The 14771-nt window shown below is 69.1% G+C and carries 6 protein-coding genes, 1 tRNA gene and 1 rRNA gene; 7 read left to right on the top strand and 1 reads right to left on the bottom strand.

The features are described from left to right. Positions 1 to 118: 118 nt before the first annotated feature. The 3 genes from rrf to ACZ66S_RS13940 all read left to right on the top strand — a co-directional run bounded on the left by rrf (position 119) and on the right by ACZ66S_RS13940 (position 1163). Positions 119 to 235, top strand: a 5S ribosomal RNA gene (rrf, locus tag ACZ66S_RS13930). Between the two features lie 114 nt (positions 236 to 349). Beyond that, the gene (locus ACZ66S_RS13935) at positions 350 to 1012 is read left to right on the top strand and encodes a DegT/DnrJ/EryC1/StrS family aminotransferase (RefSeq protein WP_469902385.1); all 663 of its coding nucleotides are present in this window, start codon (positions 350 to 352) and stop codon (positions 1010 to 1012) included. A 75-nt stretch (positions 1013 to 1087) separates the two neighbouring features. Next, positions 1088 to 1163, top strand: a tRNA-Thr gene (locus tag ACZ66S_RS13940). Positions 1164 to 1210: 47 nt separating this feature from the next. On the opposite strand, the gene ACZ66S_RS13945 is transcribed toward ACZ66S_RS13940, so the two are convergent. Beyond that, positions 1211 to 3964 carry a SpoIIE family protein phosphatase gene (locus ACZ66S_RS13945; RefSeq protein ID WP_469901756.1) on the bottom strand — a complete coding sequence of 918 codons (2754 nt, stop codon included), beginning with the start codon at positions 3962 to 3964 and terminating at the stop codon, positions 1211 to 1213. Positions 3965 to 4361: 397 nt separating this feature from the next. Between ACZ66S_RS13945 and ACZ66S_RS13950 the strand changes: the two genes are divergently transcribed. The 4 genes from ACZ66S_RS13950 (at position 4362) to ACZ66S_RS13965 (ending at position 14740) form a co-directional block, all read left to right on the top strand. After that, positions 4362 to 9842 carry a HAMP domain-containing protein gene (locus tag ACZ66S_RS13950; protein WP_469901757.1) on the top strand — a complete coding sequence of 1827 codons (5481 nt, stop codon included), beginning with the start codon at positions 4362 to 4364 and terminating at the stop codon, positions 9840 to 9842. Positions 9843 to 10086: 244 nt separating this feature from the next. After that, positions 10087 to 10770, top strand: a complete 684-nt coding sequence (locus tag ACZ66S_RS13955; protein WP_469901758.1) for a response regulator — start codon at positions 10087 to 10089, stop codon at positions 10768 to 10770. Positions 10771 to 10937: 167 nt separating this feature from the next. Next, positions 10938 to 13661, top strand: coding sequence for a DNA translocase FtsK (locus ACZ66S_RS13960; RefSeq protein ID WP_469901759.1), 2724 nt, complete (start codon positions 10938 to 10940; stop codon positions 13659 to 13661). 245 nt (positions 13662 to 13906) lie between these two features. Beyond that, positions 13907 to 14740 (top strand): helix-turn-helix domain-containing protein, encoded by an 834-nt coding sequence (locus ACZ66S_RS13965; RefSeq protein ID WP_469901760.1) that lies wholly within the window; start codon positions 13907 to 13909, stop codon positions 14738 to 14740. Positions 14741 to 14771 lie beyond the last annotated feature (31 nt).

Here is a 14771-nt window from a genome sequence, read left to right on the forward strand (position 1 = left end):
GGGTAACCGCTGGAGGTGACCGGTACTAATAGGCCGAGGGCTTGTCCATATTTGCTCGCGTCCACTGTGTTAGTTCTGAGGCAACGACTGTGTGTATTCCGGTCTAGTTTCATAGTGTTTCGGTGGTCATAGCGTGAGGGAAACGCCCGGTTACATTTCGAACCCGGAAGCTAAGCCTTACAGCGCCGATGGTACTGCAGGGGGGACCCTGTGGGAGAGTAGGACACCGCCGAACAATTATTGAAAGGGTTGGATCCTGAACTTCGGTTCGGGGTCCAACCCTTTTTTGTTGTGCGTCACTTGAAGTTCACGTTGCGCCACCACCATCCGCAGCATGGGTACTGCTGCAATGCTCAGGGCCGCCGGCGTCGGAGTCGGTGACGAGGTCGTCGTACCGGCCTTCGGGAACGTCGAGGTCGCCGAGGCGGTGACACTCACCGGTGCGCTGCCGGTCTTCGCGGACATACATCCGGTCAGCTACTGCCTTGACGCGTCCGCCGTCGAAGCGGCCGTAACTCCTCGCACGGCGGCCGTCGTTGTCGTGCACCGATTCGGGCGGCCGGCCGACATGGGGGCGCTGCTCGCGGTCGGGCGCAAGCACGGGTTGCTGGTGTTGCAGGAGGGCGAGTCCGAGGCGCCGTACGACGAGATAGCTCAGCGTCGGGAGCGGGCCTGCTATCTCGACGGGAAGTTGCGCGGGGTGCGCACGCCCGACGGTGGGGACGGGCACACCTACCAGCAGTACATCGTGCGGGTGCCCGGTAACGGGCGGCCGGATCGGGACGCGTTCGCGCGGGCCCTGCGGAGCAAGGGAGTTGACTGCCGGGTGCCGGTCAAGACTCCCGTCCACCGGCTTCCGGAGTTCCGGCGTTGTGTGTCGCTGCCGGAGACCGAGCTGGCTGCGGACGAAACGCTCGCGCTGCCCGTGGACGCCTCGTTGACCAAGCGGGACATGCAACGGGTCGTGGCCGCCTGCAATGCGCTCGGGGGACTGCTTCAGCCTGCATTCTGAGCGAGTTGGGAGCACGGGTCTGTTCGGGGTATGATCTATTCCGTTGCCGCGAGGGAAACCTCGAAAAGGCGACAGGCCCCCTTAGCTCAGTCGGCAGAGCGTCTCCATGGTAAGGAGAAGGTCAACGGTTCGATTCCGTTAGGGGGCTCCAGCCAAAAGGCCCCGCCCATTCGGGCGGGGCCTTTTTCGTGCGCGCACTCAGTCGTTGTGCAGACCCGGGACGCGCATCGCCAGGATCGCCATGTCGTCGGACGGGGCGTCGGAGGCGAAACGCTCGACCGCGCGCATGATGCGGGCCGCGACCGCGCCGGCCGTCAGGCCCGTGCAGGTGGTGAGAACGTCGGCGAGACCGTCGTCGCCCAGCATGCGGGTGCCTTCCCGGCGCTCGGTGACGCCGTCCGTGACGCAGAGGAGGACGTCGCCCGGGTCGAGGGTGACCGTCTCCTCGTAGAGCTCCAGGTCGTCCATGACGCCGAGGAGGGGCTGGGGTTCGGCAGCCGGTTCTACGGTTCCGTCCTGGCGCAGCCGCAGCGGGAGCGGATGGCCGGCGCAGACCACCTTCAGGCGGGCGCTGCCGTCCTCCTGCGGCCACAGCTCGCCGTAGAGGAGGGTCAGGAAGCGGCTGCGGGCGCCCTCGTCGAGGATCGCGGAGTTCAGGCGCTCCAGGACGGCCGGGCCGCTCAGGCCCTCCCTGGCCAGCAGGCGCAGGGCGTGCCGCGCGAGGCCGGTCACCGCCGCGGCGTTCGGGCCGGTGCCGCAGACGTCGCCGATGGCGAAGCCGTACGCGCCGTCGCTGATGGGGAAGACGTCGTAGAAGTCGCCGCCGACCTCGTTGCCCTCGCCGGCCGCGCGGTAGATGACCTCGACCTCGACGCCGTCGATCTCGGGGAGCTCGGGCGGCAGGAGGCTGCGCTGGAGGGACTGGCTGATCGCCGTGCGCTCGGAGTACAGGCGGGCGTTGTCGAGGGCGAGGGCGGCCCTGCGGCTCAAGTCCTCGGCCAGTTCCAGGATTTCCTGGCGGAAGTGTTCGTCGGCGGGCTTGCCGAGGGTCAGCATGCCGATGACGCGGTTGCGGGCGACCAGGGGGAGGACGACGGTCTCGCCGCCGACCGCGGAGGCCGTGGCGTGCGTGGGGCCGATCCCGGAGGCGATCTGGTGGGTGGGGCCGCCGCTGAGGCCGAGGCTGCGCATGGAGCTGCGCAGGGCCGCCTGGTGGGCCGCCTCGGCGGGGGCCGACCAGACCCGGGCGCCGGGGGTGGGGACCGGGTCCGGGGGCTGGATCTTCGACAGCAACGACTTGATGCCGTCGATGAGTTCCTCGTCCTCGTGCAGGACGTACGACAGATAGGGATCCGAGGCCTGGTCGGCGATCGTGTAGACGGCACACCAGGTGGCCAGGGTGGGGACGGTCATCTGCGCCATGAGGGCCAGCGTCTGGTCGCGGTCCAGGGTGCCGGCGAGGAGGTCGGAGGCCTCGACGAGGAAGCTCAGGGAACCACGGCGCAGGCGCTCCAGCTCGCCCAGGCGGGCCGACTCCACGGCCAACGCGATCCGGTCGGCGGCGAATTGGAGGCGCAGGGCCTCTTCGTTCGAGTATCTGCCGGCGCCCTCCGCGGCCACGCCGAGGGAGCCGGTGAGGCGGCCCTCGACCTTCAGCGGGACCGTGACGACCGAGCGCATGCCGGTGCCGTTCAGGAGCGGTACGGCGCCCGGTACGGCCGACAGGTCGTCGTGGACGGCCGGCATGCGGGCGGAGCCGTATCTGCCGGGGCCCGCCTCGACGGGCACGCGGGCGAAGCGCTGGCGGGCGGAGGGCAGGCCGGTGGAGGCACGGACCTCCAGCTCCGTCTCGTCGTCGGTCGCGAGGAGCAGGAAGGCGGAGTCGCCGTCGAGCATGTCGCGGGCGCGTTCGACCGTGCGCTGGAGGAGGCCGTCGAGGTCGTCCGGAGCGGGGGAGCCGATGAACACCTCGAACGGGTCGGTGCTCTGGCCGTCGGCGGAGGCGGTCGTGTCGGTGGCCGGGCCGCGCAACGGCGTCTGGAGCACGGCCCGCTCGTGGTCGCGCACCAGGAGGCAGACCGTGGAGGGCTCGCCGCCGGTGTCACGGACGCGCAGGTGGGAGGCGTAGACCGAGGTGACGCGGCCGTTGGCGGCCCTTATGCCGTAGCTGCCCTCCCAGCGCGAGAGCTGCAGGGCCTCGGCGATCCCGGTGCCGGTGCCCGGGGTGTGCGGCCAGGCCGCGAGGTCGGTCAGGGGCTTGCCGATGACCTGTTCGGCGGCGTAGCCGAAGAGTTCCTCGGCGTCCTCGTTCCACGAGGTGATGGCGCCCGTGCGGTCGATCTGGACGACGGCGACGCGGACCCGGCCGTCGGCCAGCGGGAGGAGGTCCGCGGGCAGCGACGGGCCGGCCGTGCGGGTGCCCACCGGGCGTTCGGGCAGGTGGAGTTGGAACCAGACCTGCTTGTGGGTGGGGGTGTACTCGACGCCCCACCGGCCGGCGAGCGCCGCGCAGAGCTGGAGACCGCGGCCGCCCTCGCGGTCGAGGTTGCCCATGTTGACGGCCTGGCCCTGGAGGGGGATCTCCCGCTCGGGGTAGCGGTCGGCCACCTCGATGCGTACTCCGTCGTCACTGCGCAGGCACAGCACGTCGGCGGAGGTGCCCGCGTGCACCACGGCGTTGGTGACGAGTTCGCTGGTGAGGACCACCGCGTCGTCGACGATGTCGGCGAAGCCCCAGCCCTGGAGGGTGTCGCGGACGAAGGAGCGGGCCGTCGCCACCGATCGTCCGAGGGGCTCGAAGCTGGCGGCCGCGCGCGCGGTGATCACAGAACTCCTCGACCGGTTGTCGACGTGCAGGGCTGCCTGGCCGACCGGCTCGTGCCGCTGCTGCGGCAGACCGCCCGTCGGCCGGGGATCCGGGTTCTGTCCCCCGGGGATCAGTCCGGTGGTCATGTGTGCGGCCGCCCTCCGATGCCCGCTCGTGCTCGTGCCACCGCCCAGGCCGGACGGGACCGGCTCGGCTGGACAGCCGCATGCAAGGTTACTTACCTTCGACGGCCATGCGGATGCCGGTCTGCAGTGTTTCCGTCCGGAGGGTGTGCGGACGATGTGCGAAGCTGCCGAACTGTTATGGCCGGGTTCAACCGGGGTGAAACACTGGGCAGGCTCCTGAAGAAGGTTCGGGCAGGCCGAGTGGCTTGCGCGTACGGCGGGCAGCAGCCCGTCGTGCGGCTCTGCACGCCTGGCTGAAATATCTCTGTAGTAAGCAGATGCACGCGGAAGCAACCGGTGTGCCGCGCGGTGGCACCCGAGCACAGCAGTAACGGTCGACCCCTGCGGGAGGGACACAGTGGAGTCTGGCGCAGCGACGCGGGGCACTAGGACGCGCGCGAAGGGTGGACAGTCCGGACAGTCCCCGAGCGGCCAGCGCAAACCGCGGGGCGGGACCACCGCGGTCGACACGGCTGCCCTGGACCGGCTGCTGACGGCGCTGGTCTCGATGCGCGACGGGAACTTCCGCAAGCGGCTCACGGTGTCCGGCGACGGCGTGATGTCGGAGATCGCGGCCGTGTTCAACGAGGTCGCCGACCGCAATCTGCACCTGACGGGCGAGCTGTCCCGGGTGCGGCGCATGGTGGGCCGTGAGGGCAAGCTCACAGAACGGCTGGAAACAGGTGCCTGTGAGGGCTCCTGGGCGTCCGCCATCGACGCCTCCAACGCGCTCGTGGACGATCTCGTGCGGCCCGTCTCCGAGGTCGGCCGGGTGCTGTCCGCGGTCGCGGAGGGCGATCTGTCCCCCCGGATGGAGCTCAGGACCCAGGCGCCGGACGGCACGGGGCATCCGCTGCGCGGGGAGTTCCTCAAGGTCGGGCGGACGGTGAACAACCTGGTCGATCAGCTCTCGACGTTCACCGACGAGGTCACCCGGGTCGCCAGCGAGGTCGGTACCGAGGGCAAGCTCGGCGGGCAGGCACGCGTGCGGGGCATGTCGGGCTCCTGGAAGGACCTGACCGAGTCCGTCAACACGATGGCGTACCGGCTGACGGCCCAGGTGCGGGACATCGCGCTGGTGACGACGGCGGTGGCCAAGGGCGACCTGTCCCGCAAGGTCACCGTCCACGTGGCCGGCGAGATGCTGGAGCTGAAGAACACCGTCAACACGATGGTCGACCAGCTCTCCTCCTTCTCCTCGGAGGTGACCCGCGTCGCGCGCGAGGTGGGTGTCGAAGGTGAGCTCGGCGGCCAGGCGCAGGTGCCGGGTGTGGCCGGCGTGTGGAAGGACCTCACCGATTCGGTGAACCTCATGGCCGGCAACCTGACGGCCCAGGTGCGCGGGATCGCCCAGGTGACGACGGCGGTCGCCAGCGGTGACCTGTCGCAGAAGGTGACGGTGTCCGCACGCGGCGAGGTCGCCCAGCTCGCCGACACGATCAACCAGATGACCGAGACGCTGCGGATCTTCGCCGACGAGGTCACGCGCGTGGCCAACGAGGTCGGCGCCGAGGGACAGCTCGGCGGACAGGCGAACGTGCCGGGTGCGGCGGGGACGTGGAAGGACCTCACCGACTCGGTGAACACGGTCTTCCGGAACCTCACGACCCAGGTGCGGGACATCGCCGCTGTGACCACGGCGGTGGCCAACGGTGACCTGTCGCAGAAGGTCACCGTCGACGTGGCCGGCGAGATGCTGGAGCTGAAGAACACCGTCAACGGCATGGTGGACCAGCTCTCCGCCTTCGGTGCCGAGGTCACGCGCGTGGCGCGCGAGATCGGTGTCGAGGGTGAGCTGGGCGGCCAGGCGCAGGTGCCCGGGGCCGCCGGCACCTGGAAGGACCTCACCGACTCCGTCAACACGGCGTTCAGGAACCTCACCGGACAGGTGCGGAACATCGCCCAGGTGACGACGGCGGTGGCCAACGGCGACCTGTCGCAGAAGGTCACCGTGGACGTCTCCGGCGAGATGCTCCAACTGAAGAACACCGTGAACACGATGGTGGACCAGCTCTCGGCCTTCGCTGACCAGGTGACGCGGATGGCCCGGGACGTGGGCACCGAGGGCCGGCTGGGCGGTCAGGCCGTCGTGCCCGGCGTCTCCGGGACCTGGAAGGAGCTCACCGACTCCGTCAACTTCATGGGTGGCAACCTCACCTCCCAGGTGCGGCAGATCGCCCAGGTGACGACCGCGGTGGCCCGGGGTGACCTGTCGCAGAAGATCGACGTGGACGCGCGCGGCGAGATCCTGGAGCTGAAGAACACCATCAACACGATGGTCGACCAGCTCTCCGCCTTCGCCGACCAGGTGACGCGGGTGGCCCGCGAGGTGGGCACCGAGGGCCGTCTCGGCGGCCAGGCGCAGGTGCCCGGTGTCGCCGGTGTGTGGCGTGACCTGACCGACTCCGTGAACGGAATGGCGGGCAACCTCACCGCCCAGGTGCGGAACATCGCCCAGGTGGCGACCGCGGTGGCCCGGGGTGACCTGTCGCAGAAGATCGACGTGGACGCGCGCGGCGAGATCCTGGAGCTGAAGAACACCCTCAACACCATGGTGGACCAGCTCTCCAGCTTCGCCGACCAGGTGACGCGGGTGGCCCGCGAGGTGGGCACCGAGGGCATCCTGGGCGGACAGGCCGAGGTCCAGGGTGTCTCCGGCACCTGGAAGGACCTCACCCAGTCCGTGAACTTCATGGCGAACAACCTGACCATCCAGGTGCGCAACATCGCCGAGGTCACGACGGCGGTCGCCAAGGGCGATCTCTCGAAGAAGATCACCGTCGACGCGAAGGGCGAGATTCTCGAGCTCGTCACCACCGTCAACACGATGGTCGACCAGCTCTCGTCCTTCGCCGAGCAGGTGACCCGGGTGGCCCGTGAGGTGGGCACCGAGGGGCAGCTCGGCGGGCAGGCGCGGGTTCCGGGTGTCACGGGCATCTGGAAGGACCTCAGCGACAACGTGAACCTGATGGCCAACAACCTGACCATGCAGGTGCGCAACATCTCCCAGGTGGCGAACGCGGTCGCCAACGGTGACCTCACGCGGACGGTGACGATCGAGGCGCGCGGTGAGGTCGCGCAGCTCGCCGACACCTTCAACACCATGGTGAAGACGCTGAGTTCGTTCGCCGACCAGGTCACCAAGGTGGCCCGTGAGGTGGGCACGGACGGCATCCTGGGCGGCCAGGCGCGGGTGCCCGGTGTGGCCGGCACCTGGAAGGACCTCACCGAGTCCGTGAACCAGATGGCGTCCAACCTGACCGGTCAGGTGCGGAACATCGCCATGGTGACCACGGCCATCGCCAAGGGCGACCTGACCAAGAAGATCGACATCGACGCCCGCGGCGAGATCCTGGAGCTGAAGACGACCATCAACACGATGGTCGACCAGCTCTCGTCCTTCGCCGAGGAGGTCACCCGCGTCGCCCGCGAGGTGGGTACCGAGGGACAGCTCGGCGGCCAGGCACGCGTGCGTGACGTCGACGGCACCTGGCGCGACCTGACCGAGTCCGTGAACGAGATGGCGGGAAACCTCACCCGGCAGGTACGGGCCATCGCCCGCGTGGCGACCGCGGTGACCCGGGGCGACCTGAACCTGAAGATCGACGTGGACGCGTCCGGGGAGATCCAGGAGCTGCAGGACTACATCAACAAGATGATCGCCAACCTGCGCGACACCACGATCGCCAACAAGGAGCAGGACTGGCTCAAGGGCAACCTGGCCCGTATCTCGGCGCTCATGCAGGGCCGCCGGGACCTGGAGGACGTGGCCTCGCTGATCATGAGCGAGCTGACGCCGGTGGTGACCGCGCAGCACGGCGCGTTCTTCGTCGCGATGCCGCTCCTGGACGGCAAGGACATGAGCGCCGAGGCCGAGGACCAGTACGAGCTGCGGATGCTGGGGTCGTACGGCTACTCGATGGGCTCCATGCCGACGTCGTTCCGGCCGGGGGAGGCGCTCATCGGGACGGCCGCCGAGGAGAAGCGCACGATCCTGGTCGACAACGCGCCCAGCGGCTATCTGAAGATCTCCTCCGGTCTCGGAGAGGCGCCGCCCGCGCAGGTGATCGTTCTCCCGGTGCTGTTCGAGGGGAAGGTGCTCGGTGTCATCGAGCTGGCGTCCTTCACTCCCTTCACGCAGATCCAGAAGGACTTCCTCAACCAGATCGCCGAGATGATCGCGACCAGCGTCAACACCATCTCCGTCAACACCAAGACCGAGGTGCTGCTGAAGCAGTCGCAGGAGCTGACCGAGCAACTGCGGGAGCGTTCGGCGGAGTTGGAGAACCGGCAGAAGGCCCTCCAGGCGTCCAACGCCGAGCTGGAGGAGAAGGCCGAGCTGCTGGCCCAGCAGAACCGCGACATCGAGGTGAAGAACACCGAGATCGAGGAGGCGCGGCAGGTCCTGGAGGAGCGCGCCGAGCAGCTCGCCGTGTCCATGCGCTACAAGAGCGAGTTCCTGGCCAACATGTCGCACGAGCTGCGGACACCGCTGAACTCGCTGCTGATCCTCGCCAAGCTGCTCGCCGACAACGCGGACTCCAACCTCACCCCCAAGCAGGTCGAGTTCGCCGAGACCATCCACGGCGCGGGCTCCGACCTGCTCCAGCTCATCAACGACATCCTCGACCTGTCGAAGGTCGAGGCGGGCAAGATGGACGTCTCGCCGACGCGCATCGCGCTCGTGCAGCTCGTGGACTACGTGGAGGCCACCTTCCGGCCGCTGACCGCGGAGAAGGGCCTCGACCTGTCCGTGCGGGTCTCGCCCGAGCTGCCGGCCACGCTGCACACCGACGAGCAGCGGCTGCTCCAGGTGCTGCGCAACCTGCTGTCCAACGCGGTGAAGTTCACCGACTCCGGGGCCGTCGAGCTGGTCATCCGGCCCGCCGGGCGGGATGTGCCGGTGGCGATCAGGGAGCAGTTGCTGGAGGCCGGCTCGCTGCGCGACCCGGACGCCGACCTGATCGCGTTCTCGGTGACCGACACCGGCATCGGCATCGCGGCCAGCAAGATGCGGGTGATCTTCGAGGCGTTCAAGCAGGCCGACGGCACGACCAGCCGCAAGTACGGCGGCACGGGACTCGGGCTGTCGATCTCGCGGGAGATCGCGCAACTGCTCGGCGGGGAGATCCACGCGCAGAGCGAGCCGGGACGCGGATCGACGTTCACGCTGTATTTGCCGCTGCACCCCAGCGAACTGCCGCCGCAGGGCTACCAGCAGTCCATGCCCGCCCTGGAGGCCGGTGACCTGGTGGCGTCCACGTCGGAGAACGGGCGGTCCGGGCCCCAGGTCGAGACGCCGGCCGAGGTGAAGTCGTACCAGGAGACGCAGAACGGTGCCGCGGCGCTGTTCCGGCGCCGGCGCCGGACCGCACCGGCCCTGGAGCAGCGGATCGGACAGCCGGACCAGTGGTCGGCGGTGGAGCACCAGGCCGCGCCGCAGCCGCGCCGGGGCATCCGGTTCGGCGGGGAGAAGGTGCTGATCGTCGACGACGACATCCGCAACGTCTTCGCGCTCACCAGCGTCCTCGAACAGCACGGACTGTCGGTGCTGTACGCGGAGAACGGCCGTGAGGGCATCGAGGTGCTGGAACAGCACGAGGACGTGGCGGTCGTCCTGATGGACATCATGATGCCCGAGATGGACGGGTACGCGACGACGAACGCGATCCGCAGGATGCCGCAGTTCGCCGGGCTCCCGATCATCGCACTGACCGCAAAGGCGATGAAGGGCGACCGGGAGAAGGCGATCGAGTCGGGCGCCTCCGACTACGTGACCAAGCCCGTCGACCCCGATCATCTGCTGTCGGTGATGCAGCAGTGGATGCGGGGGGAGTGATGGGAAACCGCGAAGTTCACGCGCAGTTGCTGACTCACTGTGCCCGACGCCGTGTAGAAGTACGGGATTCGGGGAACCTTCTGGTCTCCCGCTACGTTTCTGCTACGTGCACAGTGACATCACGGTGACAGGGTGTGGCGACAGACAGGGTGCGGCTACGATGACCGGCACAAGGACGGGCGGCGAAAGGGAGTCGTCCCCAGGGGCGGCACCCGGTGCACATCCGGGGCGAGGAGGGCGGGCCATGGTGCAGAAGGCCAAGATCCTCCTGGTCGATGACCGGCCGGAGAATCTGCTGGCGCTGGAGGCCATCCTCTCCGCGCTCGATCAGACACTGGTGCGGGCATCGTCCGGGGAGGAAGCGCTCAAGGCACTGCTCACGGACGACTTCGCGGTGATTCTGCTGGACGTCCAGATGCCGGGCATGGACGGCTTCGAGACCGCGGCGCACATCAAACGGCGGGAGCGGACCCGGGACATCCCGATCATCTTCCTCACCGCCATCAACCACGGTCCGCACCACACCTTCCGGGGGTACGCGGCGGGCGCGGTGGACTACATCTCCAAGCCCTTCGACCCGTGGGTGCTGCGCGCCAAGGTCTCGGTGTTCGTCGAGCTCTACATGAAGAACTGCCAGCTCCGGGAGCAGGCGGCGCTGCTGCGGCTCCAGTTGGAGGGCGGTGGCGGCAAGGCGTCGCTCGGGGACACGAAGGAGCCGGCGGGCCTGCTCGCCGAGCTGTCCGCGCGGCTCGCGGCGGTCGAGGAGCAGGCCGAGGCGCTCTCCAAGCAACTGGACGACGAGTCCGCGGACGCGGCCGCGGTGGCCACCGCGGCCCATCTCGAACGCAAACTCACGGGGTTGCGGCGGGCGCTGGACGCGCTGGAGCCGGGCACCGGGAGCTCGCCGTCGGTGCCCTCGCCGAACTGAGCGGAACCACCGGGCCGAACACCGAGCGGACTGACGTGTGGCGCAAGTGATCCCGCCCTTTACGGGGGTGAGCCCGCGTCAGTTCGGCACCTCTCCAGAAGCGACACGAACGGGTGAAGCAGTGGGCACACGTGTCCGCGGTCGTCTCCACCGGTAACCTCACACCCATGGCCTCACGTCCCTCCGCAGCCAAGAAGCAGCCCGCCAAGAAGGCTGCCGCTCCCGCGAAGGGTCCGGCGAAGAAGGCCGCTGCCAAGAGAGCACCCGCCAAGAAGGCGCCCGCCAGGAAGGTCGCGGCGAAGAAGGCCGTGCCGCCGAGGCCGGCGCCCAGCCCGACCGGTGGCATCCTCCGCCTCATCCGCGCCGTCTGGCTCGGCATCGCCCATGCCGTCGGCGCGGTGTTCCGCGGGATAGGGCAGGGTGCGAAGAACCTCGACCCCGCGCACCGGAAGGACGGCGTGGCACTCCTGCTGCTCGGCCTCGGCCTGATCGTGGCCGCTGGTACCTGGTCGAACCTGCGCGGCCCCGTCGGCGACCTCGTCGAGATCATCGTGACCGGTGCCTTCGGCCGGCTCGATCTGCTGGTGCCGATACTGCTCGCGGTCATCGCCGTGCGGTTCATCCGGCACCCCGAGAAGCCCGAGGCGAACGGCCGAATCGTGATCGGGCTGTCCGCGCTCGTCATCGGCGTGCTCGGGCAGGTCCACATCGCGTGCGGCGCGCCCGCCCGCAGCAACGGCATGCAGGCGATAAGGGACGCCGGCGGTCTCATCGGCTGGGGAGCGGCGACCCCGCTGACGTACACCATGGGCGAGGTCCTCGCCGTACCGCTGCTCGTGCTGCTGACCGTCTTCGGGCTGCTCGTCGTCACGGCCACCCCGGTCAACGCCATTCCGCGACGGCTGCGGGAGCTCGGTGTGCGGCTCGGGATCCTGCCCGAGCCGGTCGACGAACTCGGTGAGGACGACGAGCGCTACGACGAGCAGTGGCGCGAGGCGCTGCCCGCGCGCGGACGCAGGCGAGGCGGCCCCGCCCCCGAGTCGTACGACCCCGACGGAGCGGAGCAGGAGGCCCTCTCCCAGCGTCGTGGGCGTCCCCGCCGGTCCGCGGTCCCGCAGCCCGCGATGGACCGGCAGATGGACGCCGTGGACATCGCCGCGGCCGCCGCGGCGGACCTGGACGGCGTCGTCATGCACGGTCTGCCGCCCTCGCCGCTGGTCGCCGACCTCACGCACGGCGTCAGCGTGGGCGACCGGGTGGAGACGACCCCCGTACCCACCCCGGTGCCGGCCGCGCGGCCCAAGCAGGAGGCGCGTCCCAAGCAGGACAGGCTCAAGGTCGAGGTCGCCGACCTCACCAAGCCCCTTCCCGAGGCCCCCAGCGAGATGCCCGCGCGCGCGGAGCAGCTCCAACTGTCCGGCGACATCACCTACGCGCTGCCCTCCCTCGACCTCCTGGAGCGCGGCGGACCCGGCAAGGCACGCAGTGCGGCCAACGACGCCGTGGTCGCCTCGCTGACGACCGTCTTCACCGAGTTCAAGGTCGACGCCGCCGTCACCGGCTTCACGCGCGGGCCGACGGTCACGCGCTACGAGGTCGAGCTCGGCCCCGCCGTGAAGGTCGAGCGGATCACCGCGCTGGCCAAGAACATCGCGTACGCCGTCGCCAGCCCGGACGTGCGGATCATCAGCCCGATCCCCGGCAAGTCCGCGGTCGGCATCGAGATCCCCAACACCGACCGCGAGATGGTCAACCTCGGTGACGTGCTGCGGCTCGCGGCTGCCGCCGAGGACGAGCACCCCATGCTGGTCGCGCTCGGCAAGGACGTCGAGGGCGGCTATGTGATGGCCAACCTGGCGAAGATGCCGCACGTGCTGGTCGCCGGAGCCACCGGTTCCGGTAAGTCGTCGTGCATTAACTGCTTGATCACTTCCATCATGGTGCGCGCGACCCCCGAGGACGTGCGCATGGTCCTCGTCGACCCCAAGCGCGTGGAGCTGACGGCGTACGAGGGCATCCCGCACCTGATCACGCCGATCATCACCAACCCGAAGCGGGCCGCCGAGGCGCTCCAGTGGGTCGTACGGGAGATGGACCTCCGCTACGACGACCTGGCGGCGTACGGCTTCCGGCACATCGACGACTTCAACGAGGCCATAAGGAACGGCAAGGTCAAACCGCCCGAGGGCAGTGAGCGCGAGCTCCAGCCGTACCCGTACCTGCTGGTGATCGTCGACGAGCTCGCCGACCTGATGATGGTCGCCCCGCGGGACGTCGAGGACGCGATCGTGCGGATCACGCAGCTCGCGCGCGCGGCCGGCATCCACCTGGTGCTCGCCACGCAGCGGCCGTCGGTGGACGTCGTCACCGGTCTGATCAAGGCGAACGTGCCCTCGCGGCTCGCCTTCGCCACCTCCTCGCTCGCCGACTCCCGGGTCATCCTCGACCAGCCGGGTGCCGAGAAGCTGATTGGCAAGGGCGACGGACTGTTCCTGCCGATGGGCGCCAACAAGCCCACCCGTATGCAGGGCGCCTTCGTGACCGAGGACGAGGTCGCGGCGATCGTCCAGCACTGCAAGGACCAGATGGCGCCGGTCTTCCGGGACGACGTCGTCGTGGGCACCAAGCAGAAGAAGGAGATCGACGAGGAGATCGGCGACGACCTCGACCTGCTGTGCCAGGCGGCCGAGCTGGTCGTCTCCACGCAGTTCGGGTCGACCTCCATGCTCCAGCGCAAGCTGCGGGTCGGGTTCGCGAAGGCGGGCCGTCTGATGGACCTGATGGAGTCCCGGGGCATCGTCGGACCCAGCGAGGGATCCAAGGCTCGTGACGTTCTTGTGAAGGCTGACGAGTTGGACGGAGTGCTCGCGGTGATCCGCGGGGAGGCTTAGGGGGAGCTCGGAACGGGTGCGGCCACCGATGTTCGATCGTGACTCACCCGTAAGGGATCATCGAGCAACCGTTTCCCTTCGACGTACGTCAAGTTGAGGGAAGCAAAAGGCTGCTGCCCCACCATCGGCGTGTTCGGCCATTCCGATGGCGTACAAAGTCCCACCGCCCGGTTGCCCCACCCTTTCGCACCCCCCCTAGACTGAACCTCCAGCACAGGTGGCTTAAACGCTCGAAAGGCGCCCCCGTGTCCATCGGCAACTCCCCTGAAGACGAGCGTCCGTTCGAAGACGACCCGCAGGAAGCCCACCTCTCCGTCGGCCGCGCCCTGAAACAGGCGCGGATCGCGGCCGGGCTGACCGTCGACGACGTCAGCAACGCCACCAGGGTCCGCATCGCCATCGTGCACGCCATCGAGGCGGACGACTTCGCCCCCTGCGGTGGCGACGTGTACGCCCGGGGCCACATCCGGACCCTGGCCAAGGCCGTCCACCTGGATCCGGCCCCCCTTCTCGACCAGTACGCCGCCGATCACGGCGGCGGCCGTCCGGCTCCCACCCCGGCGGCCCCGCTGTTCGAGGCGGAGCGCATCCGTCCCGAGCGGCGCGGACCCAACTGGACCGCGGCCATGGTCGCCGCGATCGTCGCCGTGGTCGGCTTCGTCGGGTTCACCGCCTTCAAGGGCGGCGACGACGGCGGTACGACCCAGGTGGCGGACGGCACGACACCCTCCACCAGCAAGTCCCCGACGCCCAAGGCCGACAAGACCAAGGACACCAAGCCCACGCCGTCGGACAGCGCGATCGCGGCTGCCCCGCAGGACAAGGTGACCGTGCAGGTCAGCGCCGACGACGGCAAGAGCTGGATCCTCGCCAAGGACCACAACGGGCGGACTCTCTTCGACGGACTGCTCAAGCAGGGCGACACCAAGACCTTCCAGGACAGCGACAAGATCAACCTGGTCCTCGGTGACGCCGGCGCGATCCAGTTGTACGTGAACGGCAAGAAGATCGACGACGACTGGCAGCCCGGAGCCGTGGAGCGCCTGACCTACACGAAGGGCGACCCGCAGGTCGGCTAGGCGTCTGTTCGGTTCCGTCGAAGGGGTTGGC

Source organism: Streptomyces sp. NPDC107471 (assembly GCF_055582845.1).

Excerpts from the sequence above, each read along its gene's own strand:
- ACZ66S_RS13960 (WP_469901759.1), top strand. The coding sequence starts at position 10,938 with ATGGCCTCACGTCCCTCCGCAGCCAAGAAGCAGCCCGCCAAGAAGGCT.
- ACZ66S_RS13945 (WP_469901756.1), bottom strand. The coding sequence starts at position 3,964 with ATGACCACCGGACTGATCCCCGGGGGACAGAACCCGGATCCCCGGCCG.
- ACZ66S_RS13955 (WP_469901758.1), top strand. The coding sequence starts at position 10,087 with ATGGTGCAGAAGGCCAAGATCCTCCTGGTCGATGACCGGCCGGAGAAT.
- ACZ66S_RS13935 (WP_469902385.1), top strand. The coding sequence starts at position 350 with ATGCTCAGGGCCGCCGGCGTCGGAGTCGGTGACGAGGTCGTCGTACCG.